A 24,540-nucleotide genomic window follows, 5' to 3' on the forward strand; every position below is an offset into this window, starting at 1 on the left:
TTGAGGGTTTTCACTTGGTAAAATCAAAATAGTCGAGCTGTTGCATCGCGGTCATTTGATCGTTCTGAAATTGTTCCGGTGGTGGTTGCTTTCCAATCGCCCAGGCCATGATGTCGACATCTTCTTCTTCGAGCAGTTTTTCAAACCAGTCGATTTGCGTATCGGACCAGGTCTGCCCCCATTTATCGAAAAAGCCACCGATCATATTATCAGCTTCCCGGGTGCCCCGATGCCAGCTGCGAAAATGGAGCCGTTTCAGCCTGACTTCGCGTTCCATATTTGCTCCTGAATCTTTGCTTCGCGATTGTATCAATGCACGGGGACTGTATCTGGTATATTGGTCCCGCTTGCGTATAAGGCGGATAGACATGCGGCCCGAGATACTCAATCCATTATTTGGCGAAACACAGTCGCTTAAAGGTGTTGGCAAAGCCCTAGCCAAGCCATTGGAGAAACTGCGCCTTACGCGCGTCAAGGATCTGCTCTATCATAAACCCAGCTATTGGATGCGGCGCAAGCGGGTGCAAGAGCTGGATGAGGCGGATGTCGGCCTGACGATCATCGCCGAAGTAACACCAGCAGATTATCGCAGTGGCGGACCGCGAAGCCCGTTTCGCGTGCAGGCGACGGATGCGCAGGGCAATTATATCAGTCTGACCTTTTTTGGCCGCAACACAGGTTGGCCAAAGAAATTGCTACCCCTCGGTGAAAGCAAGATCATTTCGGGCAAGCTTGAACGCTATGGTGACGAGCTGCAGATGCTGCATCCTGACGTTCTGGAACTGGCTGAAGAGGAAGAGATCGCACTGGTCGAGCCGATCTATCCACTATCCGACGGTCTTGGCAACAAGCGGATGGGACAACTGGTTACGCAGGCCGTGGTTTTGGCGCCGCAACTGCCGGAATGGATTGAACCGAGCTTGCTGGAAACCAAGAAGTGGGAAGGCTGGCACAAGAGTATTGCTTCTCTGCACAGCCAAGAAGATGCCGATAACGCTAACCGACTTGCCTATGACGAAATTTTTGCCAACCAACTGGCCTTCATGCTTGTTCGTGCCGATAATCGCCGCAAGAAAGGCGTCTCCATTCAAGGGGACGGGCATCTGCGGGATCAGATTAAACTGCCATTCGAGCTGACCGGCGCACAAAAACGATGCATATCGGAAATTGAAGGTGATCTGGCGCAATCTTCACCCATGCTCCGGCTTTTGCAGGGCGATGTCGGATCAGGGAAAACATTGGTTGCACTGATGGCATTGCTCAGTGCAGTTGAGGCCGGTTATCAAGGTGCCTTTTTGGCTCCGACGGAAATCTTGGCGCGACAGCATTATGAAGGGCTGCAAAAACTCCTCACTGGACTGCCAGTCAATCTTGCGATCCTCACGGGCCGGGATAAAGGGAAAATACGTGAATCCACTCTGATGGGGCTTGCCAATGGCTCCATCGACATTCTTGTTGGTACGCATGCGATTTTTCAGGACAAGGTTCAGTATAAAAAACTCGCCGTTGCGGTCATTGATGAACAGCATAAATTCGGTGTTTCGCAGCGCTTGATGCTGACACAAAAAGCAGAAAGCACGCCGCATCTCTTGGCGATGACGGCGACGCCCATCCCGCGCACTCTGACGCTAAGCCAATATGGAGAGATGGATGTTTCGCGGATTGATGAACTGCCGCCGGGGCGTCAGGCCATCGAAACGCGGGTCATTTCAGATGCCCGCTTACCTGAAGTGGTAGATGGACTTGGCCGTCATATCGCGAGCGGCGGACAGGCCTATTGGGTCTGTCCGTTGGTGGAAGAAAGCGAAAAAAGTGATCTGGCGGCCGCAGAAGAACGGGCAGCGGCCCTTAAGTTGCGGTTTGGCGATCAGGTCGGCCTTGTTCACGGGCGCATGAAGGGGCCTGAGAAAGATGCCGTTATGGAAAAGTTTCAGTGCGGCGAGACAAAGCTTTTGGTTGCCACCACCGTCATTGAGGTCGGCGTCGATGTTCCCAATGCCAGCCTGATGATTATTGAGGCCGCCGATCGCTTCGGTTTGGCGCAGTTGCATCAATTGCGTGGCCGCGTGGGCAGGGGGGACGTAAAATCCAACTGTCTATTGCTGCGCGGAGATACGCTCAGCGAGACTGCACGAGCCCGTCTGACACTACTGCGGGAAACCAATGACGGTTTCAAAATCGCCGAAGAAGATCTGCGGCTACGGGGTGCCGGTGAGTTGCTGGGGACTCGGCAATCTGGCGATGCCGGCTTTCGGGTAGCGACGCCGGACCAGATATCGCAGTTGATATCCGCGGCCACTGATGACGCCAGGCTTCTGCTGGATCGGGATGGCGGTTTGAACAGCGAGCGCGGTCAGGCCGCTCGCATCGCTTTGTATCTGTTTGAGAGAGATTGGGGTGTCAGCCTGATCCGAAGTGGCTAGGTTTAGCCTTGGTCGGATTGACCGATTTCATCAAGCAACGCAACGAAATCCGGCTCTCTAATGACCCGTTCAAATTCAAATCCGGACCGACCGCTATGGGACCAAACCAGAAATGCCTCGATACGGCCCGCAACTGGAAGGCGGACAACAACCCTATCGCCTTTGTTAAGCTCAACCTCATGGATAAACTGGCATCCATGGGCTGAGATATTGCTCAGCTTAACCGAAAATTCACCGTCTTTGCGGGTTTCACAGATCGTTTCGAAATCGACCGGAAATCGCGTTGCGCGGCGCAATTCAGGCATTTGTTTTTTCGATACGCTTGGCATTTGAAGACGCTCCGTGGGCTGCTGGAACCTTTTATTAACTCAGTTTTCCAAACAAAAGGTAAACTAGCGTCACAAAATACCGCAATATTAGTTTGAGCGCCGCAAAAGACCGTGCTTTTTCTTACCAGCTGAAATTTTGATATCACCATCCGTGGTGGCGATCATTGTTCCTGCATCCTTGATCGGCTCATCATCAATGCGTGCGCCGCCACCTGCGATCATCCTTTTTGCTTCGCCTTTGGATGCACAAAAACCGATGTTCACCAATGCGTTAAGAATAGAGATTTCGTCTTCGGCAACTTCGAGCACCGGAAGATCACCGCCGGCATTGCCGTGTTCGAACGTCTGTTGGGCAGTGCTGGCTGCATCTCTCGCCGCATCTTCGCCATGAGCCATTGCTGTCGCAGCATCTGCCAGAACTTTCTTGGCTTCATTTATCTCGGAGCCTTCCAGTGCCTCAAGCCGAGCAATTTCAGATAGATCAATGTCGGTAAAAAGTTTCAAAAACCGGCCAACGTCCGCATCTTGCGTATTGCGCCAAAATTGCCAGTAATCATACGGAGCAAGCTGATCTGCGTTCAACCACACGGCGCCGCTCGCCGTTTTGCCCATCTTGCCGCCATCGGCAGTGGTGATCAAAGGTGTCGTCAGGCCGAATAATTGTTTGCCGTCAATGCGCCGCGTGAGTTCAATACCATTTACAATATTACCCCATTGGTCAGACCCGCCCAACTGCAGACGGCATTCATTGCGTCGGGACAGTTCCAGAAAATCATAGGCCTGAAGGATCATGTAATTAAATTCAAGAAAGGTGAGGGGCTGTTCCCGGTCGAGACGAAGTTTTACAGAATCGAACGTCAACATCCGGTTGATGGTGAAATGTGGTCCAATATCGCGCAGGAAATCTACATATTGCAGAGCATCAAGCCAATCTGCATTGTTGATCAATACTGCATCGGTCGGACCATCTCCGAATGCCAGGAAGTTGTCGAAAATCCGTCTGATGCTCGCAATATTTTCATTAATATCTTCCGCACTGAGCATCTTCCGGCTTTCGTCTTTGCCGGAAGGATCTCCTACTTTCGTTGTACCGCCGCCCATAACGACAATCGGCTTGTGACCAGCCTGCTGCATACGGCGCAGCATCATGATCTGGACAAGGCTGCCGACGTGCAAAGAGGGTGCCGTCGCATCAAAACCTATGTAACCGGGTACAATCGTCTTGGATGCTGCAGCATCCAACCCATCTGCATCGGTTAATTGGTGGATATAGCCGCGATCATTCAGTAAGCGGAGGAGATCAGATTGATAATTGGTCATGGAGTGGTTCGTTACATGCAGCAGAGGAAACTCGCAATATGCGTTTAGACCTGCAATGTCATCCTTTGACACCCGTCTCTGTGGTTGACGAAATTTCTCTGACCTACGAATGGCATGCACATGAAAGTCTGTGGTTGAGATATCATGCCGAAGGCTTGCTTCATGATCTGGATTTGCCGGCTTGGACAGAAGCACGGCGCGCTGATAGATTGTGGCAAACAACCTGTTTTGAGCTATTTCTGCAGGAAAAATCTGCCAATAGATATTGCGAGTTTAACTTTTCGCCTTCCAGTCTCTGGGCCGCCTATCAGTTTTCCAACTATCGCGACGGCATGAAGCATCTGCAATTACCAAAGCAGCCAGATATCTTCCTTGATTTGAGCGATTCTCACGTCGCTATCGAAATAACACTGGGTTTGCCGGATATCTGGGGGGAAGTGCCTCTTAACGCGTCTTTTTCGGCCGTGATCGCCGAAAATAGCGGCCCCAAATCCTATTGGGCTTTATCGCACCCACCCGGTAAGCCAGATTTTCATCACAAAGATTGCTTTTCACATCAACTGAAGGCAGCAGGACATTTATGAAATTTGGAATTGATCGACTTCTCGCCGAACCGGAATTACGAGCGCCGCTTGCTGGTCAACGGGTTGCTCTGCTGGCTCATCCGGCTTCTGTTACTGAAGACCTGACCCATTCGCTTGATGCCTTGGCGCAGTGTGAGGAGATAAACCTCAGCGCCGCTTTCGGCCCGCAACATGGGCTACGTGGCGACAAACAGGATAATATGATTGAATCACCGGACTATGTGGATCCGATCCATGAAATTCCAGTGTTCAGCTTGTATGGAGATTCCCGTCGGCCAACTGGTCAGGCGATGAGCACATTTGATGTGGTGATCATCGATCTTCAAGACTTGGGTTGCCGGATTTATACCTTCATCACGACTTTGCTCTACATGTTGGAAGCCGCTGCGGAGCACAATAAGACTGTGTGGGTACTTGATCGCCCCAATCCCGCGGGCCGTCCCATTGAAGGCATGATGCTGGAAGAAGGTTGGGAGAGTTTTGTCGGTGCTGCACCCATGCCCATGCGTCACGGGCTGACTTTGGGAGAAATGGGTGCCTGGTTTGTCAGCTATTTCAATCTTGATGTGGATTATCGCGTCATTGAAATGCAGGGATGGCAGCCTGAAGGCCCCGGATTTGGCTGGCCGACTGATCGTGTTTGGATCAATCCCAGTCCCAACGCACCGAACTTGTCAATGGCACGGGCCTATGCCGGTACCGTAATGTTGGAAGGGACAAACTTGTCAGAAGGGCGTGGAACAACCAGACCGCTCGAGCTTTTTGGCGCACCAGATATTGACGCCAAAGCCGTTATTGCCGAAATGCAACGTAAGGCTCCGCAGTGGCTTAAGGGGTGCGTGTTAAGGGATTGCTGGTTTGAACCAACATTTCACAAACATGTCGGAATGCTTTGTAACGGCGTCCAAATTCATCCTGAGGGCCCTTTTTACGATCACGCAGCGTTCCGTCCTTGGCGATTGCAGGCGCTTGCGCTTAAAGCCATCAGCAAAGTGCATTTCGGTTATGAACTCTGGCGCGACTTTGCTTATGAATATGAAGAAGGGAAGCTCGCTTTTGATGTGATCAATGGTGGGCCTCGTCTGCGAGAATGGATTGAGAGTCCATCAACCATTGCCAATGACCTCGAAGCGATTGCGGCGCCAGATGAGCGTATGTGGGGGCAAATGTTACAGGACTATCTGATCTACTAAGACAGGCAATCAGTCTGTTTGAAGGTCATGGCCCTTGATCACTCGCGCTAACATGACGGAGAGGTCCGGGCGTATGAGCAAAGGCAATGAAAATGCTGCGATGCAACATAAGTCTTGCGTCCTTGTGCTTTCGTGATATTTTGCCTTCATGTTACCAAGCAAAGAATTTTTCGAAGGTGTAGCGCTGAAAAAATGCGTCTCGGCGACTTATAACCGTATGCAGGTTATATTGGCGCCGCACATTCTTTACACACGCCATGATGAAATGCATGTTGATGCCGTCACGGTCGAACGGGAAGGGGAGCCTCCTCGCGAGTTTAAATTGGGAACTTTCAAGCTCTCCGGTTTAAAGGATGTCTCCGTCGAAGAGCGGCAATTTGAACCTTATGATCTTTTTGATGCCACAGCTGAGAAATATCAGGGCACAACGTTAATGGCGGTGGAAGCTTAGAATTTGACTAGCCCTGTTTCCGGGTCAGTTCCTTCATAGCATCGCTCAGTCCTTCCAAGGTCAACGGGTACATGCGATCATTCATCAATTCCTTGACGATTTTGACGCTTTGCGAATAGCCCCATTGCTTTTCCGGCACAGGATTGAGCCAAGCCGTAGCGGGATAGGTATTTGTCATCCGATGAAGCCAGGTCACGCCCGCTTCCTCATTGAAATGCTCAACAGAACCGCCTGGATGCGTGATTTCATAGGGGCTCATTGACGCATCGCCGACAAAAATCAGCTTATAGTCGTGGCCATATTTGTGGAGGATATCCCAAGTGTTTGTCCGCTCCGAAAAACGCCGGCGATTATCTTTCCAAACGCCTTCGTAGACACAGTTGTGAAAATAGAAAAACTCGAGATTTTTGAATTCTGTTGTCGCAGCAGAAAAAAGTTCTTCGCATAGCTTGATAAACGGGTCCATTGATCCGCCGACATCAAGAAACAACAAGAGTTTTACGGCGTTATGCCGCTCCGGACGCATATGGATGTCGAGCCAGCCTTTTTTGGCTGTTCCGTTAATGGTGCTGTTGATATCCAACTCATCAGCAGACCCTTCGCGAGCGAACCTGCGTAAACGCCGCAAGGCTACCTTGATATTCCGTGTGCCGAGTTGCTTGGTGTTGTCGAGATTCTGAAACTCCCGTTTGTCCCATACCTTGATGGCTTTCTTCTGACCACCTTCACCGCCAATACGCACGCCTTCGGGATTGAAACCGCTGTTTCCATATGGGGAAGTGCCGCCAGTGCCGATCCATTTGCTGCCACCTTCATGGCGTTTTTCCTGCTCGGCAAGACGTTCTTTCAACGTCTCCATAATCTCATCCCAGCTGCCAAGTTTTTCGACCTCGGCCATCTCTTCTTCGCTGAGATATTTCTCGGCAACGGCTTTCAACCAGTCGAGCGGGATTTCCTCTTCCTGCATGCCGTAGCTGGTCTCAATACCCTTGAAAACCTTTGAGAATACTTGGTCAAAGCGATCCAGAAGGCCTTCATCTTTCACGAAAGTTGCTCGCGAAAGATAATAAAATTCCTCCGGACGTTTCTGGATAACCTCCTTGTCCAATGCTTCCAGGAGCACCAGATGTTCTTTTAGCGATGCGGTAATTCCTGCCGCTCGTAGCTCATCCATGAAGTTGAAGAACATCCGTGTTGCTCCGTTTAACGCGCTTCGCGTTTCGCCATAAATGCCAGGCGCTCAAACAGCATGACGTCTTGCTCATTTTTAAGCAATGCACCGTGCAGTGGTGGAATCGCTTTGCTGGGGTCCTGTGATTGCAGCACTTCCAGCGGCATGTCTTCGGCCAACAATAGCTTCAACCAATCCAGCAATTCCGAAGTGCTCGGTTTCTTTTTCAGGCCAGGGACTTCGCGTACATCATAAAAGATATCCATAGCCTTTTTGACCAAAATCCCTTGAATATCGGGGAAATGGACATTGATGATTTCCTGCATCGTGTCACGATCTGGAAATTTGATATAGTGGAAGAAGCAGCGGCGCAGAAACGCATCAGGCAATTCTTTTTCATTGTTCGAAGTGATCACAACAATCGGCCGTTCTGCAGCTTTAATCGTTTCCTTGGTCTCATAGACATGGAATTCCATGCGATCGAGCTCCTGAAGAAGGTCATTCGGAAATTCAATATCGGCTTTATCAATCTCGTCGATCAACAAAACGGGTAGCTCTTTGCTGGTAAAGGCTTCCCAGAGCTTGCCTCTCCGGATGTAGTTGGAAATGTCATGCACGCGCTCGTCACCGAGCTGACCATCGCGAAGGCGCGCAACGGCGTCATACTCATAAAGGCCTTGATGCGCTTTGGTGGTTGATTTGACATTCCATTCAATCAATGGAGCACCAGTGGCTTTGGCAATTTCATGAGCCAGAACGGTCTTGCCGGTACCGGGTTCACCTTTCACCAGGAGTGGGCGACGCAGAGTCACGGCAGCGTTAACCGCAACCTTCAAATCATCGGTTGCTACATAATCTTTGGTACCGTCAAAACGCATATTCCATATTCCCTTGCCGTAAACGTCAATGGAATAGCGATAGGGAAAAGGCCGTTTTGAGGCAAGTTAATCATTTAGTTAATTGGAACCTGCTGTCAGGAAGACGATCATTCCACCAAACGGGCATTGCGGCGGGCTTCCAAAAGCTGCCAGAGACCACGATGCTGAGTCAGAATTTGATCGGCGCCAAAATTGATCGCCCGCTCTACAGCGCTGGATTGTGACAATTCGGTGTTTAGCAGGTTGGTAGAATCAACCGAAGGCAGAGCTACTGAACGAGGTTCGACCCCAAGTTTGATTGCAACTTGTTCCAGTAGTGGACGGATTGCTTGCCAATCCAATACCAATGCGAAAGATGCACCCAAAGCGCAACCATTGCGATCTGACTGGGATAGCATTTCCAGCGCTTTGCGCTGGGCAAGAACCGTGGCGTTGCTCTGATCTTCGGTTCGAACCCCGGATATAGGCCCTGCCGCAACTGTCAGTCTTGTCAGAAACGCCCGTTCTGCGGAAAAGCCATCCATGGCCGCAACCAGCCATTCGCGGGCAGCGACATCGGCTGTTTTTGTCGCAGCATGATCAACAACGCCAGGATGACGTCCGTGCAAGATGCACAGAAAATGCGCGATGTCGGCAATGTCGATACCGCTGAGCATCGCAAAATCACTTTCGATCGCTTTCACATAACCGGCGGATTTTGTACCATGCTCTGCCACGTGATCCATCAATGATGGGCGCGCGGATGATATTATATTTGTTTCTGGCATTGCGCTCGCATACGTTAGAGTTTCGGGCGATTAATCTGACCTTTGACAGCCAATCCAATCGTTCTGAAATTCTCGTCTAGCGTCAAAACCTAAAGACCCGGTTTACGCCGCGTTAGGTAAGTGCAAACCATAGTGTCGATAGCCCTTAAAAACAGGGCTTTATTGGTCCAAGAAACTGCGCATTTTGCGGCTTCGGCTAGGATGTTTGAGCTTGCGAAGGGCTTTTGCCTCAATTTGGCGAATACGCTCACGCGTCACGCTAAACTGCTGACCGACCTCTTCGAGCGTGTGATCCGTATTCATGCCGATGCCAAAACGCATCCGCAAAACCCGTTCCTCACGTGGTGTCAGGCTTGCCAATACGCGGGTTACAGTTTCTTTCAGGTTCGCCTGAATCGCAGCATCAACCGGAATAATCGCATTTTTGTCTTCGATGAAATCACCGAGATGCGAATCTTCTTCATCACCAATTGGAGTTTCCAAACTAATGGGCTCCTTGGCGATTTTCATGACCTTACGCACTTTTTCAAGCGGCATGGACAGGCGTTCAGCCATTTCTTCCGGCGTCGGCTCCCGGCCCTGTTCGTGAAGGAACTGGCGTGACGTGCGTACAAGTTTGTTGATCGTTTCAATCATATGCACAGGAATACGAATGGTCCTGGCCTGATCGGCAATTGAGCGCGTAATCGCCTGGCGAATCCACCAGGTTGCATAAGTGGAGAACTTATAGCCGCGACGATATTCAAACTTATCAACCGCTTTCATCAAGCCAATATTACCTTCCTGAATCAGATCCAGGAACTGCAGGCCGCGGTTGGTATATTTTTTGGCGATGGAAATAACCAGCCTGAGATTGGCTTCAACCATTTCCTTCTTCGCAATACGTGCTTCGCGTTCGCCTTTTTGCACCATGTTTACAATGCGGCGGAACTCATCGAGCGACGTACCGGTGGCGGCAGAAATATCGGAAATTTCAGAACGGATACGTTCTACAGAAACTGCTTCTTTTTCTGCAAAGGCTGCCCATTTCTTGTCTGTTTTGGACATGCCGGCAAGCCAACCATCATCGAGCTCGTGGCCGATATAATTCTCTAGAAAGGACCGACGGGGCACTTTGTGACGCTCGGCCAATCGCAGCATTTGACCACCAAGCGCGGTCAAACGGCGATTGAAGGAATAGAGCTGATCGACCAAAAACTCGATTTTATTGGCGTGAAACTGAACACTTTCAACCAATGCCGTCAGTTCCTCGCGCAGATTATGATATTTTTTCTCCGATGCTGCGGGAAAGTCATCGCCGACCGCGAAAGCTTCCATCCGGGTATTCTGCAATTTAGAGAATTTCTTGAACACGGACGTGATGGTTGCAAATTTTTCGAGAGCCTCGGGTTTGAGAGCTTCCTCCATCTGCGCCAGAGAAAGTGTGTTATCTTCTTCCTCTTCTTCGACAACACGCTTGGTGCGTCGTTCGGTTAGCTCGTCTTCGTCATCCCCTTCGCCTTCAGCGGTTTCAGGTTCGTCTTCTACTTCGTCATCATCTTTAAAAGAGGGGCCTGCGGTTTTCTCGCTAATTTCACCGTCATCATCATCTTCATCTTCGAGATTCTCAGGCACAGGATCTTTTGACAACATCGCGTCCAGATCGAGTATTTCACGAAGCTGCATCTCGCCATCATTGAGCGCGGTTGACCATTCGATAATTGCATTGAACGTCGTTGGACTCTCGCAAAGCCCCCAAATCATCGTATCCCGACCAGCTTCGATACGCTTGGCAATGGCAATCTCGCCTTCGCGGCTGAGCAACTCGACCGCGCCCATTTCACGCAGATACATCCGGACTGGATCATCGGTGCGGTCGCCAGCAGCCTTTTTCGGTGCTGCCGCTGCTGTAGTTTTTTTATCCTTGTCGGAGCCGTCAATAGATTCGACTTCATCACCGCCCATTTCTTCGGCGGCTTCATCGTCATTTTCGACAATCTTCACACCCATGTCAGAAATAGATGACATGACATCTTCGATTTGCTCGCTGGACATCTGATCCTGTGGCAGCGCTTCGTTTAATTCATCATAGGTCAGATAGCCGCGTTTTTTTGCCTTCGTGAGAAGTTTTTTAACGGCCGAGCCATTCATATCAATGAGCGGTGCATCTTCGGTTGCCGCTGACTTTTTTGCTTTACTTGCCAATGCTTAGGGCCCCTAAATTTAAAAACTAATCTTCAAAGTTCACACAATTCACACGATGTCGTCTACCTGAGTGAGTTCAACCAACCGTTCATGAAATTCCTGCTTTGCCTTGCGCAATCGTTGCTGCTCAGCATAGCTTTCTTCATCAAGATTATCTTGCACCCGTCGTGTTGCTTCCGCCAGAGCCGCTTCCAGTCCGGGGCGCGCCGTGATCACTTTAATCGCTTCCGCCAAATCATTTTGCGCCCGTTCGATAAAATCTGACGGGGCAGAATCTGGCAGTTTGCGGTTGAAAGTGAAATTCAGCGCATCGGCCCGTAACAGCCCTTTTGCGACATTATAACAATCTGTCTGTTCCAATATGGTAAGAAGGGCCTGCATATCAAGCATTTCTTTGCTCATTGCCGAACCTATCAACTCGGACAGCAAGGTCTGCATTTGCGAATCGGCAAGGCGCAAAACGGTTAGCTCTTCAAAATGCTTGGAAATCTGGGATGGATGGCGAATTAATCCGCCCAATATGGCCTTTGCAATGCGCAGGTCATGTCCTTCGACCAAAACGGACTTGGTGTCATCCATCGGCTTGAATGAAACATATTGGGAACCGTATCCCCCTTTGGAGCGTTCAAATTGCTTCTGCCTCGGTCGATTTTCACGTCTGGCAAAAAACGTGTTTTCATATCGCTGCTGAAAATCTTGCCGATAGTGTTGGGCAATATCCTGATCAGCAATATCACGAACATGATCAGACAGGCGTTTTTTCAGTCCAGCCTTGGTTTCCGGTGTGTTCAGAGGTTCGGCCTCAAACTCGACTTGCCAGATTTTATCACCCAGCATTTGTGGGTTTTCGATCAACGTCGCAAAGGCTTGTGGTCCATCAGATCGAATCAGATCGTCAGGATCTTGTCCTGCCGGCAGCGCGATGAAGTTCAGGCTGTGGGACGGACGAAGGATCGGTAGCGCCCTTAACGCGGCGCGCATAGCCGCTTTTTGGCCCGCATTGTCCCCATCAAAGCAAAGTATGGGTGCTTCAACCATTTTCCAGATCCGTTCGATCTGATGTTCTGTCAGAGCGGTGCCCAATGGCGCAACGACATCCTCGAAACCGGCCTGCGCCAGCGCAATCGCATCCATATAGCCTTCGACCACCAATATACGTCCGGTCTGACGCGATGCCGGTGACGCCTTGTCGAGATTGTAGAGTGTGCGGCCTTTATCGAACAAAGGTGTATCGGGAGAGTTGAGATATTTCGGCTCGCCATCGCCCAATATCCGACCGCCAAAGGCGATCACACGTCCCCTTGGATCGCGGATCGGGATCATCAATCGGCCGCGGAAGCGATCATAGGGATCACGATCGTCGACTTTTATGAGCAAGCCTGCTTCGACCAGTTGGTCGACGCCGTGAGTTGACAGTGCTTCCTTGAGGCGCCCGCGTGAATCCGGGGCAAAACCAAAGCCGAATTCGCGAATTGTCTTTTCCGAAATGCCGCGGTTTTTCAGGTATTCACGCGCCGCCGTACCCTCGATCCCGTTAAACTGGGTGACGAACCAATCCTGTGCTGCCGCCATGACGTCATGTAATGTTGCCCGGGCCTCCTGCCGCTGTGCAGCGCGTGGATCGGGGGCAGGGACTTCCATCTGCGCTTCGGCCGCCAGGTCCTTCACCGCATCCATGAAGCTGAGGCCGCGCTGGTCGGTCATCCAGCGGATGGCATCACCATGGGCGCCGCAACCAAAACAATGGTAGAAGCCTTTCTCGTCGTTAATCGTGAAACTAGGCGTCTTCTCGTTATGAAACGGACAGCAGGCCTTAAACTCGCGCCCGGCCTTCTGGACCTTCACCGTCCTGCCAATCAGCGTGGACAGGGTCGTCCGGCTGCGCAGTTCATCAAGCCATTGCGGAGAAAGGGTCATAAATCCCCCTCCCGACTGCGGGAGGGGTTAGGGGTGGGCATATCGTCCAAAATTTCTTCAATTTGCCGCAAGACACCCTCGATATTACCCATGACTTCCTGATTTGAAAAGCGGACGATATGAAAACCATTTGCTTCCAGAAGCATTGTCCTTCTTTCATCATAGCGTTGCTGCAGGTCATGGGAATAACCGTCAATTTCGATTATCAGATTAAGTTCTCGACACAGAAAGTCTGCGAAATATGGCCCGACGGGCATTTGCCTACTAAACTTACGTCCCTTGACTTGGCGTTTCTTTAGACAATTCCAAAGTTTACGTTCTGCTGGAGTCGCTTCTTTCCGCAGGGATTGGGCGCGATTGGTATCTCTTCGTTTGAAAGTTACCATGCTTCCATAACCATATTTCCCACCCCTGACCCCTCCCGCAGGCGGGAGGGGGAATTTTTAAGACAAAGCAGCCTTCACCAGACCGCTGGCCTTGCTCATATCGATTTCGGTGCCATGGCGAGATTTCAGTTCCGCCATAACCCGGCCCATATCTTTCATCGATTCCGCGCCGAGCTCCGTCTTGATGCCGTCAATCAGCGCCGCCGTATCGGCTTCACTCAACTGAGCGGGTAGGAATTCCTCGATCACAGCAAGTTCCATCTTCTCGCCCTTGGCCAATTCATCGCGGCCACCCGATTCGAACATTTCAATCGATTCGCGCCGTTGCTTGGCCATTTTTTGCAGCACATCGGTCACCATGACATCGTCATCAAGCTTGCTATCCTTGGTGCGTAGCTCGATATCCTTGTCCTTGATCTTAGCCAACATGGCGCGTGTGGCCGCTGTGCGATCCTTGTCGCCAGCTTTCATGGCCGCAATTTGTGCCGCTTTCACGTCATCGCGAATCATAGCGTTCCCCGTAATTTTGGAATAAGCTACCAACATAGCCGCAACTTATTTTTTTTCATAGATTGTGACGGTAAAAAACTACACCTAGTCACGGCGAAATTTGCTTGAAGCGCAGGAGCATGCGGCTCCTGCCATTTATAAGGAAAATGCCCATGACCGACGCCAGCATCCCCGCCGCTCCCGAGGGCGCCACTGGGATATTGGTATTGGCCGATGGTACTATAGTTTGGGGACGCGGCTTTGGCGCGACGGGTTCTGCGGTCGGTGAAGTTTGTTTCAACACCGCTATGACCGGCTATCAGGAGGTCATGACGGACCCCAGCTATGCCGGACAGATTGTCACCTTTACCTTTCCCCATATTGGCAATGTCGGCACCAATGATGAGGATGTCGAGGCGGACGCGCCCCATGCGTTGGGATGCATTGTCCGTGAAGATGTGACCGAACCGAGCAGTTTCCGGAACAATAAGCCGTTTGACCAGTGGATGGCAGATCAGGGCCGGATTGGCTTGGCCGGTGTCGATACACGTGCATTGACGCGCCGGATCAGGGAAGCCGGCGCGCCCAATGCTGTGATTGCGCATGACCCGGATGGGCAGTTTGATATTGATGACCTGCTCTCCAAAGCGCGTGACTGGGCCGGGCTGGAAGGCATGGATCTAGCGGTTGAAGTGACCGGGCATCAGACGAAAATCTGGGATAGCGGTATCTGGCGTCTGGGACATGGTTATGCGCCATTGGATGACATGGAGACAAGACCGCATGTTGTCGCGATGGACTTTGGAGCCAAGCGTAACATCTTCAGAAACCTTGTGAATGCTGGTGCAAAAGTCACTGTTGTTCCTGCGCAAACTTCGCTTGATGATATCATCGCATTGGAACCTGCGGGCGTGTTTCTCTCCAATGGCCCCGGTGATCCGGCGGCGACGGGAGGCTATGCGGTTCCGGTGATCAAGGCGCTGCTGGACAGGGATATGCCGATTTTCGGCATCTGTCTGGGCCATCAGATGCTGGCGCTGGCGGCGGGTGCAAAGACGGTTAAGATGCATCAGGGCCATCGCGGCGCCAATCATCCGGTACAACGGGTTGGCGGTGACTGGGATGACAGCGAAGGGCTGGTTGAAATTACTAGCATGAACCACGGCTTTGCAGTGGACAGCGAAACACTCCCCGACACGATTGTCGAAACCCATAAAAGCCTGTTCGACGGCAGCAATTGCGGCATCAGCATCACCGGCAAACGCGCCTTTGGCGTGCAGTACCACCCCGAGGCTAGTCCTGGGCCACAGGATAGTTTCTATCTGTTCGAGAAATTTGTCGGGGGATTGGGGTGAGTGACACTGTCGATCCTGATCATTTCACTGAAGAATGGGCAACAGATCAAGAAATCCTGGATCGTATGGTGGATGGCGGCGATCAACCGCATGTTGTCCGAGAGATTGATGTTCAATTTGTTGGTCAGTTAGCCAAATTAAACCGGTTTAAAAACGAAGCTTCGAAATGGGGTTTTCGTTCAGCAGAAGTCGAACGTTATGAAGATGGATGGCAGATCGAACTTCAAATACATTCGGACACACAGAAGGACACGATGCGCAAATTGACCCGAAAATATATTGAAATCGAGCAGGAATTCGACATCGATCATGATGGTTGGGGATGCTTCAGTTGTAATGAAAATGGCCCAATTTCCGACGAGAATCCTGCGTAATGCCCAAAAGAACTGACATAAATTCCATCCTGATCATTGGCGCTGGCCCGATTGTTATCGGACAGGCCTGCGAGTTTGATTATTCGGGGACACAGGCGTGCAAGGCGTTGAAAGAAGAGGGCTACCGGATCATCCTGGTCAACTCCAATCCGGCGACGATCATGACTGATCCGGAAATGGCGGATGCGACCTATGTCGAGCCAATTACCCCCGAAATTGTCGAGAAGATCATCGCCAAAGAGCGCCCGGATGCGGTGCTGCCGACTATGGGCGGGCAGACGGCGCTGAACACCGCGCTGACGCTCAACAAAATGGGCGTGCTCGACAAATATAACGTGCAGATGATTGGCGCGGATGCCGAAGCCATCGATAAGGCGGAAGATCGCGAAAAATTCAAGGCGGCGATGGACAAAATCGGGCTGGAAAGCCCGCGTTCCGCCATTGCGCATAGCGAAGAGCAGGCGCTGGAGGTTCTCGAGGATATCGGGTTGCCCGCGATCATGCGGCCCAGCTTTACTATGGGCGGAACCGGTGGCGGTGTCGCCTATAACCGCGAAGAGTTCATCCACTATATCCGGACATCGCTGGAAGCCTCGCCAACCAATGAAGTGCTGATCGATGAATCGCTAATTGGCTGGAAAGAATATGAGATGGAGGTTGTTCGCGACAAGGCGGATAATTGTATCATCATCTGCTCGATCGAAAATGTTGACCCGATGGGTGTGCATACCGGTGACTCGATCACGGTTGCACCGGCGCTGACGCTGACTGACAAAGAATATCAGATCATGCGCAACGCGTCGTTGGCGGTTCTAAGAGAAATAGGAGTCGAAACAGGCGGTTCCAACGTACAGTTCGCAGTTAATCCGAAGGATGGGCGGCTTGTTGTCATCGAAATGAACCCGCGGGTTTCACGCAGTTCAGCGCTCGCATCCAAGGCCACGGGCTTTCCGATCGCGAAAGTCGCGGCGAAACTGGCAGTTGGCTATACGCTCGACGAGATTGACAATGATATTACCGGTGCGACACCGGCGTCCTTTGAACCGACCATAGATTATGTGGTCACCAAGATACCACGCTTTGCCTTTGAAAAATTCAAGGGTGCGGAGCCATTGCTCGCTACCGCGATGAAATCCGTTGGCGAAGTCATGGCAATCGGCCGCAATATCCATGAATCGCTGCAAAAAGCGCTACGCGGCTTAGAAACCGGGCTGGATGGATTTAATCAAGTGCGCGAGTTGATCGGTGCGTCGCGTGACGAGATTGCGGCGGAACTGGCACGACCAACGCCCGACCGGCTGCTGGTCGCGGCACAAGCGATGCGTGAGGGCTTTAGCGATACCGAAATCCATGAAATCGCCCATTATGATCCCTGGTTCCTGGCGCGGATGCGCGAGATAATCGATGCCGAGCAAGATATTTTGGACAATGGCTTGCCTAATGGGCCGGAAGCACTCCGCAAGCTGAAATCCATGGGCTTTTCCGATGAACGGCTTGCGAAGCTGGCTGTGGATGCTGTGCATGTCGCCGGTGGGGCAGGGCGCGCGGTAGCCGGAGCGCACGGGCTGGTTCATGACGCCGTTGCCGCCATGGCAGGCGCGACGACCGAGAAGGAAGTCCGCGAATTGCGCCATAAGCTAGGCGTAAGACCCGTATTCAAGCGGATCGACACCTGTGCTGCGGAATTCGAAGCCAAGACGCCCTATATGTATTCCACCTATGAAGCGCCGATTTTCGGGGAACCAGAGAATGAAGCGCAGCCGTCAGATCGCCGGAAAGTGGTGATTCTAGGCGGTGGACCCAACCGGATCGGGCAGGGGATCGAGTTTGACTATTGCTGCTGTCATGCCTGTTTTGCGCTGGCCGATGCGGGTTTTGAAACGATCATGGTCAATTGCAATCCGGAAACCGTTTCGACCGACTATGATACGTCCGACCGGCTTTATTTTGAGCCACTGACTGCCGAAGATGTGCTGGAAATTCTGGCCGTGGAGCAGAGTAAGGGCGAATTGGTCGGGGTGATCGTGCAATTTGGCGGACAAACACCGCTGAAACTAGCCTCTGCGCTAGAAGATGCAGGGATTCCAATCCTCGGCACGACGCCGGATGCGATTGATCTAGCCGAAGACCGCGAACGTTTTGCGAAACTGGTCAATGATCTAAAGCTCAAGCAGCCTGAAAATGGCATGGCTCGGACCGAAGAAGAGGCCGTGAAAATCGCGGAGCGTATCGGTTATCCGGTACTAATCCGGCCGAGTTTCGTGCTTGGCGGGCGGGCGATGGAAATTGTCGATGGGCCAGCGCAGCTCGAAGACTATATCAATACCGCCGTGCAAGTGTCGGGCGATCAACCTGTTCTGGTCGATCAATATCTGCGCGATGCCGTGGAGGTCGATGTTGATGCGATTTGCGACGGTGATGAAGTGGTCGTTTGCGGCGTGCTCCAACATATTGAGGAAGCCGGGGTTCATTCGGGCGACAGTGCCTGCACCATCCCGCCCTATAATCTCAGCGATGAGATCATAGCTGAAATGGAGCGACAGGCAGGGGCGCTGGCAATCGGTTTGAAAGTGCGCGGGCTGATGAACATTCAGTTCGCCGTGAAAGATGGTGAGGTCTATCTCATCGAGGTCAATCCAAGGGCGAGCCGGACAGTGCCATTTGTCGCGAAAGCCATTGGCGTCCCAATTGCCAAAATTGCTTCGCGCGTGATGGCGGGAGAGAAGCTCAAAAACTTACCAGTGATTGATAGACATATCGATTATATTGCTGTGAAAGAAGCCGTCTTCCCGTTTAATCGCTTCCCCGGAATTGACCCGGTTTTATCGCCGGAAATGAAATCTACGGGTGAAGTCATGGGCATCGATAACAGTTTCGCGATTGCTTTCGGCAAAGCGCAGCTGGGTGCGAATAATCATTTGCCGGATGGGGGAACGCTGTTTGTTTCCGTGAAAGAAACGGACAAAAAAGTGATCGAGCCCGCCGCACGATTAGCCGAAAAACTGGGTTTCAAGATAATTGCGACCAGCGGAACAGCTGATTATCTGACCGACAAAGGTATAAAGGTAGAGAAGGTCAACAAGGTGGCTGAAGGGCGGCCGCATATTGTCGACCGGATTATCGATGGCGACGTTGACCTGATTTTCAACACAACCGAGGGTTGGCAGTCGCTGAAAGACTCCAAATCCATCCGGGCAGGGGCGCTGAACGGCAAGATTCCTTACTATACGACTGCGACAGCAAGCGTAGCGGCAATGGAAGCAATATCGGCCATGCGCGACGAGACTCTTGAAGTTCGTGCGCTTCAGTCTTATTATAAGTCTTCGCAGACTTAATTCCCGACAATCTGTCACACTGCGGGCGAGCCTTCACAGGGAGGGGCGCCGGGAAACTATTTTTGACGCAGTGGTCCTGAAAACCACGGTGAATAGAAGGAAGAAAGGCCAAAAATGGCTGTAGAAAAAGTACCGATGCTGGCCGAAGGCCACGCCAAACTGGAAGCCGAGCTGAAGGCGCTCAAGGAAGAGCGGCCTCGCATTGTCGATGCGATTGAGGAAGCGCGTGCCCATGGTGATCTGTCGGAAAATGCCGAATATCATGCCGCAAAAGAGCGTCAGGGCCAGGTCGAAGCAACAATTGCTGATATTGAAGATAAGCTGAGCCGCGCTCAGGTTATTGATCCAACGGCTTTGTCCGGCGATAAAGCCGTATTTGGCGCGACGCTGACCTTACTCGATGAAGATGATAAACCTGTTAAATATCAATTGGTTGGTCAAGCAGAGGCCGATGCAAAAGTGGGTAAGATAAGCTATAACAGCCCGATCGGACGCGCTTTCATCGGACGCAGCATCGGTGATGAAATCGAGGTCACCGTACCTGCGGGAGACAAATATTATCTGCTCGAGAAAATTGAGTTTATCTGATTTGATATGAACCTGCCGAACGGAAAGCTGACCAACGGACTCGTGATCGCCAATGTCGTGATCTTTCTGTTGCTTTGGATTTCCGGTTGGCAGGCCGATGCGGTCCTGCGTGGCGGCTTCTTTCCGATAAGACTGGGTGAAGGACTGCCGGAGTTCGAAAGCATCAACGGGATGGTTCCGGCATGGCTGACGCCGTTGTCATCAGCTTTCCTGCATGGCGGCCTGATGCATATTGCGTTTAATATGTTGATGCTTCTGTTTTGCGGACGTTTTGTGGAACAGGCGCTGGGGCCGCAGTTAATGGCCTTTCTCTACGTGGTCGGCGCCTATGCCGCTTCCCTAGCGGAATTTGCCTTTAATGGAGATTCGGTCATTCCTGTCGTCGGTGCCAGTGGCGCAATATCGGCGATTCTGGGCGCCTATGCGCTGTTATTTGCGCGCAATGAGGTCAAGCCTGTTGGACCGTTTCCCGGACATATTGTAAGGATTGCGTGGCTCACGCTCGCCTGGATCGGAATCCAGTTGATGATCGGGATTGCCACACGCGGCAGCCTTAATGGCATCGCGATTTTTGCTCATATCGGCGGCTTTGTCGCTGGGCTGGTCCTGACACGGCCCTTGCTGCAATGGCGCTTTAAAAACGCTTAATCTTCAGCAGGCAATTCCGGTTCGAGAATTTTGTGCAGGTGCACGATCACATATTTCATCTCAGCATCGTCCACCGTACGTTGCGCGTTGGAGCGCCAGACGTCTTCAGCTTCTTCGTAATTGGGATAAACACCGACAAGATCGACCTGGTCGAGATTTTCGTAATCTAGTCCGCGTGGATCCTTGACCCGACCGCCCATCACCAGATGAATTTTGCTGCGTTCACTCATATGTGCCCCAATTTCTATTTATCAGATTTTTCCGATTTTACCGCTTCGGTAGCGGCTTCGGCGGCGCTCTTAGCAGCTTCGGTAGCTTTGCCAAGCAGATCTTTGATCTGGTCTTGAACACTGTCTTTGCTGAGGCCTAGATTTTCAATCTGTTCCTGGCCGGCCTCTTTCGCTGCACCATAAGCCTTTTTGGCGGTTTCGTTGATTTTTTTGCCTGCACCGCCGACATATTTGGTTTCAGCCTTGCTCTTCGGAAGCAAGGCGCCAACCAACGCCCCAAGCGCCAATCCACCGGCCACCACGGCTAGCGGGCTTTTGGTTATGGTTTCTTCGGATTTGTTCGCGGCAGTTTTTGCGATCTGCTTGGTTGCAGCAACGCCTTCTGCGGCTTTTGCCTTGCCATCACCCAACAGAGCTGCGGCGCGCTGCTTGCTTTCGGACATTTTTTCTAACGCGATTCCAGTACCTTCTCCCGCAATTTCCTTCGCATCTGCCAGTCGTTTCCGGGAAGCGGCCCGTGCTTTTTCAATATTTTCGGACAAATTACTCATTACTTACTCCTCGGAATCTAGGCTATCGGTGCCGTCATTGGCGGCCTTGCGATTGGTGAAATAGTTGGTCAGTGGTTTGCGCAGCGCCAACAAAGTAGCTGCGGCCGCCACAGTTGCGACCTTTCCGGGATTGTCTTTCACCCCTTGCAATGCGGTTTCACCAGTTTTTTGGACACGATCCAGGGCCTTGTCTTTGGCCTCTTGGATTAGATTGGCTGGTTTCAGCCGTTCTTTTGTCTCGGAAATATCTTCCTTAACATTCTCCATTGCTTCCTTTTTTTCAATCGCAAGGTTGCGCAGCTTGAAGATATCGTCGTTTTTCTGTGTCATTGATCATTCTCGTCCAGAGGTAATTTGCGCGCCCGTTTAATTGCCATACTCATTAGGACCGTTGTGAGTAGCAATGCTCCTCCGGTCAACAGTCCTGTTGCCGCGATGGGGCCCCAATAGTGGGATAATATCAATAATATTCCCAATATGAGAGCAACCATGGTGGTAACGCCCAATATGATGGCGACACTGAACAAGACCAATACGGTCTTGGTCGCCGCCATATTGACGGACAGTTTTACGCGATAATATTCAAGTTCCGCTTCTGCGAGTTTGCGAACGTCATCAACCAGGTCAGTGACCTGTAGTTTTAGCGGTTTGTCGTCGGAACTGGATGCCGATGCGTTACCTTTCGCCTCGCCACTTTCATCGGGAGACGGCTGATCTTCCAAAGCTGCAGTCTTATTGTCCAACATTATCACCCATCGCGATCTGGTTGAGATTGGTGATACACGCTCTAGCTACGATCATCCATCCCTGACTTGATCAGCCGTGAAACAAGCAGGCCGACGACAGCAGCAGCGCCAATAGCAACAGCAGGGCGCTTGCGGACAAAGCTCCGTGCGTCTTCAACCATTTCGTCGACATCCTTGGAGTTGATTTTCTCAGCGAAAGAAGAGACCGCATCTGCTGTTGAGCGTGCATAGTCACCATATTTTTCGCCGACATTTTCGTCGATTGTCTTTGCGCTGTTTTCGATCATCTCGCTCAAAGTACCAATGGCTTCACCGGCTTTGGCTTTGCCATCGTTCGCGGTGGAGCGTGCTTTGTCGATCGCACGATCCTTCAAGTCACCGGTCACATTTGAGGTTGATTTTGAGGATCCAGCGCGTGTTGCTCCGGCTTTAAGCGGAGCTGACGGTTTTGCCGAGGTTGACTTTTTGACGTTAACCCCTTTTGCAGGCGTGGATTTTTTCGCTGCAGTGCGTTTGGTTGCCGTTTTTTTAGCCGCGGGCTTTTTTGCAGCCGGTTTTTTGGCTGTTGTTTTGCGCGCTGCTGGTTTCTTTTCCTGATCGGCGGCCATATTTAAAATTCCTTCCTCAAAACCCTTGCCATTACACTGTAATCGATAATGTTACCGATCGGTTTTTCCCAAAACCTAAATGGTGTCTAATCCTTATGATTCAAGGGTAAATTAGCGTAATCTGATCATGATCTACAAAGCTGGTGATTGCCACAAGCCTATCATGACGATAAGGGCTTTGCGATACGCAATCTTCCGCAGGAGTCTTCCCGAAAATGACCGCAATATTAGATCTTCACGCTCGCCAGATTTTGGACAGCAGGGGCAATCCAACAGTTGAGGTCGACATTTTGCTCGAAGATGGCAGTTTTGGGCGCGCCGCAGTTCCCTCGGGAGCATCGACAGGGGCTTACGAAGCTGTCGAACTGCGTGACGATGACAAAAGTAAATATCTGGGCAAAGGCGTGCTCAAGGCAATTGAAGCGGTAAATGGGCCGATTAGTGAAACACTGCTGGGACTAGATGCGGAAGATCAGGAAGAACTTGATGCTGCGATGATCGCTCTGGATGGCACGGAGAATAAGAGCCGTCTGGGCGCTAATGCGATATTGGGTGTCAGTCTTGCTGCGGCGAAGGCCGCTGCCGATGCGCGCGGTCTTCCGCTTTATCGTTATGTTGGCGGTGTTTCTGCCCGGGTTTTGCCGGTGCCGATGATGAATATCATCAACGGTGGAGAGCATGCCGACAATCCGATCGATTTTCAGGAATTCATGGTCATGCCCGTCGGCGCTGGGAGCATCGCAGAATCGGTTCGGTGGGGCGCAGAGATTTTTCATACACTGAAAACGGGGCTGTCTGAAAAAGGTCTGGCTACTGCTGTCGGGGATGAAGGTGGTTTTGCGCCTAATCTTGGATCGACCCGTGATGCGCTTGATTTCGTCATGGCGTCAATTGAGAAGGCAGGATTCAAGGCTGGTGACGAGGTTGTATTGGCGCTTGATTGCGCTGCGACCGAGTTTTTTAAGGATGGTCAATATCATATTTCGGGTGAGGACAAGATTTTGTCGCCCGCCGAAATGTCCAGTTATTTGGCTGAGCTCTGCAAGGATTACCCGATTAAGTCCGTTGAAGACGGCATGGCGGAAGATGACTTTGAGGGCTGGAAGCTATTGACCGATGCGGTAGGCGATACTGTTCAACTGGTTGGTGACGACCTCTTCGTGACCAATCCAGCGCGTCTATCCCAGGGCATCAAAGATGGTCTTGCCAACAGCTTGCTGGTGAAGGTGAATCAGATTGGTACGCTCTCAGAAACGCTCGAAGCTGTTCGCATGGCGCATAACGCATCCTACACCGCCGTGATGTCGCATCGCTCTGGTGAAACGGAGGATGCCACAATCGCAGATCTGGCTGTCGCCACAAATTGTGGTCAGATCAAAACCGGTAGTCTGGCACGATCAGACCGTCTGGCCAAATATAACCAATTGATCCGTATTGAAGAAGAGCTCGACACGGTCGCCCACTATGCTGGACGTTCGATTTTCTCCTGAAGCTGTCTCGGGTTAAGGGCATTTCGGCTGCGGAAACTGAATAAATCGCAATAAAAGTGTTAATGCGCTTGCCAGCGAATCATTATTCTGATTCAAGAGTGAATATGGCACATAGAGAGAAAATCGGTGGTTTGATCAAAGCGGCGCTCGGGCCAGGCTTTGCACTGCTGACTCTGCTTGCCATTGCGGGTTATGCGATCCTTGGTCCAACCGGAATTTTGGCGTGGGGTGAATATCGCACCGCACTTGATGAGCGAGGGACGCAACTTGCTTCTCTTGAGGCTGATCGTGATGCATTGAAGAACCGTGTGAAGCTGCTGGACCCTGCAGGTGCAGATCCAGACTTGACCGGCGAACTGATCCGCAAAGAATTGAATGTTGCGCACCCCGACGAGATTGTCGTTCCGCTGAAATAGGTTCACTTTCCCATTCTGAAATTTTGTATCTTTTCCAGCGTATAAGGCTTGGGAAATTCTGCCTATCTGTTTATGGTGCTGCAAAATTAAAGAGACAGGAAACTGCA

General features: G+C 51.5%; 26 protein-coding genes. 11 read left to right on the forward strand and 15 right to left on the reverse strand.

The features are described from left to right. Positions 1-10: 10 nt before the first annotated feature. Entirely contained in the window at positions 11-277 is a 267-nt protein-coding gene (locus tag DG177_RS01850) for a succinate dehydrogenase assembly factor 2 (RefSeq protein ID WP_108809928.1), read from the reverse strand. A gap of 91 nt (positions 278-368) precedes the next feature. Here DG177_RS01850 and recG point away from each other — a divergent pair, with 91 nt between their 5' ends. Then, entirely contained in the window at positions 369-2,423 is a 2,055-nt protein-coding gene (gene recG / locus DG177_RS01855; RefSeq protein ID WP_108809929.1) for an ATP-dependent DNA helicase RecG, read from the forward strand. A 2-nt stretch (positions 2,424-2,425) separates the two neighbouring features. On the opposite strand, the gene DG177_RS01860 is transcribed toward recG, so the two are convergent. Both DG177_RS01860 and tyrS read right to left on the reverse strand, forming a co-directional pair. Then, entirely contained in the window at positions 2,426-2,752 is a 327-nt protein-coding gene (locus tag DG177_RS01860) for a PilZ domain-containing protein (RefSeq protein WP_108809930.1), read from the reverse strand. Between the two features lie 87 nt (positions 2,753-2,839). Further along, positions 2,840-4,072: a tyrosine--tRNA ligase gene (gene tyrS / locus DG177_RS01865; protein WP_108809931.1), complete on the reverse strand. Its 1,233-nt coding sequence runs from the start codon at positions 4,070-4,072 to the stop codon at positions 2,840-2,842. Positions 4,073-4,110: 38 nt separating this feature from the next. Between tyrS and DG177_RS01870 the strand changes: the two genes are divergently transcribed. From DG177_RS01870 to DG177_RS01880, 3 genes are all read left to right on the forward strand, one after another. Then, positions 4,111-4,656: a DOMON-like domain-containing protein gene (locus DG177_RS01870; protein WP_108809932.1), complete on the forward strand. Its 546-nt coding sequence runs from the start codon at positions 4,111-4,113 to the stop codon at positions 4,654-4,656. Continuing rightward, complete coding sequence (locus DG177_RS01875; RefSeq protein WP_108809933.1) at positions 4,653-5,849, forward strand: exo-beta-N-acetylmuramidase NamZ domain-containing protein; 1,197 nt, start codon at positions 4,653-4,655, stop codon at positions 5,847-5,849. Before DG177_RS01870 ends, DG177_RS01875 begins: the two co-directional genes overlap by 4 nt. A gap of 148 nt (positions 5,850-5,997) precedes the next feature. Continuing rightward, on the forward strand, positions 5,998-6,300 hold the full coding sequence (locus DG177_RS01880; protein WP_108809934.1) for a hypothetical protein: 303 nt from the start codon (positions 5,998-6,000) through the stop codon (positions 6,298-6,300). Positions 6,301-6,307: 7 nt separating this feature from the next. Here the strand turns inward: DG177_RS01880 and DG177_RS01885 are convergent, their stop codons facing one another. The 7 genes from DG177_RS01885 to DG177_RS01915 all read right to left on the reverse strand — a co-directional run bounded on the left by DG177_RS01885 (position 6,308) and on the right by DG177_RS01915 (position 14,113). Next, a complete protein-coding gene (locus DG177_RS01885; protein WP_108809935.1) occupies positions 6,308-7,489 on the reverse strand; it encodes a VWA domain-containing protein in 1,182 nt (393 codons plus the stop codon). Positions 7,490-7,503: 14 nt separating this feature from the next. Further along, positions 7,504-8,349 carry an AAA family ATPase gene (locus DG177_RS01890; protein WP_108809936.1) on the reverse strand — a complete coding sequence of 282 codons (846 nt, stop codon included), beginning with the start codon at positions 8,347-8,349 and terminating at the stop codon, positions 7,504-7,506. A gap of 107 nt (positions 8,350-8,456) precedes the next feature. Continuing rightward, positions 8,457-9,116 (reverse strand): DUF6975 family protein, encoded by a 660-nt coding sequence (locus DG177_RS01895; RefSeq protein ID WP_337658431.1) that lies wholly within the window; start codon positions 9,114-9,116, stop codon positions 8,457-8,459. Positions 9,117-9,275: 159 nt separating this feature from the next. Next, on the reverse strand, positions 9,276-11,300 hold the full coding sequence (gene rpoD, locus DG177_RS01900; protein WP_108809938.1) for an RNA polymerase sigma factor RpoD: 2,025 nt from the start codon (positions 11,298-11,300) through the stop codon (positions 9,276-9,278). Between the two features lie 48 nt (positions 11,301-11,348). Continuing rightward, a complete protein-coding gene (gene dnaG / locus DG177_RS01905; protein WP_108809939.1) occupies positions 11,349-13,217 on the reverse strand; it encodes a DNA primase in 1,869 nt (622 codons plus the stop codon). Then, positions 13,214-13,603 carry a DUF559 domain-containing protein gene (locus DG177_RS01910; RefSeq protein ID WP_108809940.1) on the reverse strand — a complete coding sequence of 130 codons (390 nt, stop codon included), beginning with the start codon at positions 13,601-13,603 and terminating at the stop codon, positions 13,214-13,216. The genes dnaG and DG177_RS01910 overlap by 4 nt, the downstream gene beginning before the upstream one ends. A gap of 57 nt (positions 13,604-13,660) precedes the next feature. After that, positions 13,661-14,113, reverse strand: a complete 453-nt coding sequence (locus tag DG177_RS01915; RefSeq protein ID WP_108809941.1) for a GatB/YqeY domain-containing protein — start codon at positions 14,111-14,113, stop codon at positions 13,661-13,663. A gap of 146 nt (positions 14,114-14,259) precedes the next feature. Between DG177_RS01915 and carA the strand changes: the two genes are divergently transcribed. From carA to DG177_RS01940, 5 genes are all read left to right on the forward strand, one after another. After that, positions 14,260-15,447, forward strand: a complete 1,188-nt coding sequence (gene carA / locus DG177_RS01920) for a glutamine-hydrolyzing carbamoyl-phosphate synthase small subunit (protein ID WP_443216405.1) — start codon at positions 14,260-14,262, stop codon at positions 15,445-15,447. Then, complete coding sequence (locus DG177_RS01925) at positions 15,444-15,821, forward strand: ribonuclease E inhibitor RraB (RefSeq protein ID WP_108809943.1); 378 nt, start codon at positions 15,444-15,446, stop codon at positions 15,819-15,821. The genes carA and DG177_RS01925 overlap by 4 nt, the downstream gene beginning before the upstream one ends. Further along, positions 15,821-19,156, forward strand: coding sequence for a carbamoyl-phosphate synthase large subunit (gene carB / locus DG177_RS01930; protein WP_108809944.1), 3,336 nt, complete (start codon positions 15,821-15,823; stop codon positions 19,154-19,156). The genes DG177_RS01925 and carB overlap by 1 nt, the downstream gene beginning before the upstream one ends. Before the next feature lie 114 nt (positions 19,157-19,270). Beyond that, the gene (gene greA / locus DG177_RS01935; RefSeq protein ID WP_108809945.1) at positions 19,271-19,744 is read left to right on the forward strand and encodes a transcription elongation factor GreA; all 474 of its coding nucleotides are present in this window, start codon (positions 19,271-19,273) and stop codon (positions 19,742-19,744) included. Between the two features lie 6 nt (positions 19,745-19,750). Continuing rightward, on the forward strand, positions 19,751-20,392 hold the full coding sequence (locus DG177_RS01940) for a rhomboid family intramembrane serine protease (RefSeq protein WP_108809946.1): 642 nt from the start codon (positions 19,751-19,753) through the stop codon (positions 20,390-20,392). On the opposite strand, the gene DG177_RS01945 is transcribed toward DG177_RS01940, so the two are convergent. From DG177_RS01945 to DG177_RS01965, 5 genes are read right to left on the reverse strand one after another with little or no spacing between them, the layout of a single operon-like run. Then, positions 20,389-20,622, reverse strand: coding sequence for a DUF4170 domain-containing protein (locus DG177_RS01945; RefSeq protein ID WP_108809947.1), 234 nt, complete (start codon positions 20,620-20,622; stop codon positions 20,389-20,391). The two genes, DG177_RS01940 and DG177_RS01945, sit on opposite strands and share 4 nt — an antisense overlap. Positions 20,623-20,636: 14 nt before the next feature. After that, positions 20,637-21,173, reverse strand: a complete 537-nt coding sequence (locus DG177_RS01950) for a hypothetical protein (RefSeq protein ID WP_108809948.1) — start codon at positions 21,171-21,173, stop codon at positions 20,637-20,639. 3 nt (positions 21,174-21,176) lie between these two features. After that, positions 21,177-21,503, reverse strand: a complete 327-nt coding sequence (locus DG177_RS01955; RefSeq protein ID WP_108809949.1) for a hypothetical protein — start codon at positions 21,501-21,503, stop codon at positions 21,177-21,179. After that, the gene (locus DG177_RS01960; RefSeq protein WP_108809950.1) at positions 21,500-21,919 is read right to left on the reverse strand and encodes a phage holin family protein; all 420 of its coding nucleotides are present in this window, start codon (positions 21,917-21,919) and stop codon (positions 21,500-21,502) included. Before DG177_RS01960 ends, DG177_RS01955 begins: the two co-directional genes overlap by 4 nt. Before the next feature lie 41 nt (positions 21,920-21,960). After that, the gene (locus DG177_RS01965; protein ID WP_108809951.1) at positions 21,961-22,527 is read right to left on the reverse strand and encodes a hypothetical protein; all 567 of its coding nucleotides are present in this window, start codon (positions 22,525-22,527) and stop codon (positions 21,961-21,963) included. Positions 22,528-22,742: 215 nt separating this feature from the next. Here DG177_RS01965 and eno point away from each other — a divergent pair, with 215 nt between their 5' ends. Both eno and DG177_RS01975 read left to right on the forward strand, forming a co-directional pair. Continuing rightward, on the forward strand, positions 22,743-24,017 hold the full coding sequence (gene eno, locus DG177_RS01970; RefSeq protein WP_108809952.1) for a phosphopyruvate hydratase: 1,275 nt from the start codon (positions 22,743-22,745) through the stop codon (positions 24,015-24,017). 104 nt (positions 24,018-24,121) lie between these two features. Next, positions 24,122-24,433, forward strand: a complete 312-nt coding sequence (locus DG177_RS01975; protein ID WP_108812725.1) for an FtsB family cell division protein — start codon at positions 24,122-24,124, stop codon at positions 24,431-24,433. Positions 24,434-24,540: the final 107 nt, after the last annotated feature.

The sequence above is a fragment of the Sphingorhabdus sp. Alg231-15 genome, from assembly GCF_900149705.1.
GTDB lineage: Bacteria > Pseudomonadota > Alphaproteobacteria > Sphingomonadales > Sphingomonadaceae > Parasphingorhabdus.

Coding starts and splice junctions, on each gene's coding strand:
- DG177_RS01910 (WP_108809940.1), bottom strand. CDS start 13,603: ATGGTAACTTTCAAACGAAGAGATACCAATCGCGCCCAATCCCTGCGG.
- DG177_RS01945 (WP_108809947.1), bottom strand. CDS start 20,622: ATGAGTGAACGCAGCAAAATTCATCTGGTGATGGGCGGTCGGGTCAAG.
- DG177_RS01870 (WP_108809932.1), top strand. CDS start 4,111: ATGCGTTTAGACCTGCAATGTCATCCTTTGACACCCGTCTCTGTGGTT.
- DG177_RS01955 (WP_108809949.1), bottom strand. CDS start 21,503: ATGACACAGAAAAACGACGATATCTTCAAGCTGCGCAACCTTGCGATT.
- DG177_RS01890 (WP_108809936.1), bottom strand. CDS start 8,349: ATGCGTTTTGACGGTACCAAAGATTATGTAGCAACCGATGATTTGAAG.
- DG177_RS01960 (WP_108809950.1), bottom strand. CDS start 21,919: ATGTTGGACAATAAGACTGCAGCTTTGGAAGATCAGCCGTCTCCCGAT.
- DG177_RS01880 (WP_108809934.1), top strand. CDS start 5,998: ATGTTACCAAGCAAAGAATTTTTCGAAGGTGTAGCGCTGAAAAAATGC.
- dnaG (WP_108809939.1), bottom strand. CDS start 13,217: ATGACCCTTTCTCCGCAATGGCTTGATGAACTGCGCAGCCGGACGACC.
- carA (WP_443216405.1), top strand. CDS start 14,260: ATGCCCATGACCGACGCCAGCATCCCCGCCGCTCCCGAGGGCGCCACT.
- greA (WP_108809945.1), top strand. CDS start 19,271: ATGGCTGTAGAAAAAGTACCGATGCTGGCCGAAGGCCACGCCAAACTG.
- carB (WP_108809944.1), top strand. CDS start 15,821: ATGCCCAAAAGAACTGACATAAATTCCATCCTGATCATTGGCGCTGGC.
- DG177_RS01915 (WP_108809941.1), bottom strand. CDS start 14,113: ATGATTCGCGATGACGTGAAAGCGGCACAAATTGCGGCCATGAAAGCT.
- DG177_RS01875 (WP_108809933.1), top strand. CDS start 4,653: ATGAAATTTGGAATTGATCGACTTCTCGCCGAACCGGAATTACGAGCG.
- DG177_RS01965 (WP_108809951.1), bottom strand. CDS start 22,527: ATGGCCGCCGATCAGGAAAAGAAACCAGCAGCGCGCAAAACAACAGCC.
- eno (WP_108809952.1), top strand. CDS start 22,743: ATGACCGCAATATTAGATCTTCACGCTCGCCAGATTTTGGACAGCAGG.
- DG177_RS01950 (WP_108809948.1), bottom strand. CDS start 21,173: ATGAGTAATTTGTCCGAAAATATTGAAAAAGCACGGGCCGCTTCCCGG.
- tyrS (WP_108809931.1), bottom strand. CDS start 4,072: ATGACCAATTATCAATCTGATCTCCTCCGCTTACTGAATGATCGCGGC.
- DG177_RS01850 (WP_108809928.1), bottom strand. CDS start 277: ATGGAACGCGAAGTCAGGCTGAAACGGCTCCATTTTCGCAGCTGGCAT.
- recG (WP_108809929.1), top strand. CDS start 369: ATGCGGCCCGAGATACTCAATCCATTATTTGGCGAAACACAGTCGCTT.
- DG177_RS01860 (WP_108809930.1), bottom strand. CDS start 2,752: ATGCCAAGCGTATCGAAAAAACAAATGCCTGAATTGCGCCGCGCAACG.
- DG177_RS01975 (WP_108812725.1), top strand. CDS start 24,122: ATGGCACATAGAGAGAAAATCGGTGGTTTGATCAAAGCGGCGCTCGGG.
- DG177_RS01895 (WP_337658431.1), bottom strand. CDS start 9,116: ATGCCAGAAACAAATATAATATCATCCGCGCGCCCATCATTGATGGAT.
- DG177_RS01885 (WP_108809935.1), bottom strand. CDS start 7,489: ATGTTCTTCAACTTCATGGATGAGCTACGAGCGGCAGGAATTACCGCA.
- DG177_RS01940 (WP_108809946.1), top strand. CDS start 19,751: ATGAACCTGCCGAACGGAAAGCTGACCAACGGACTCGTGATCGCCAAT.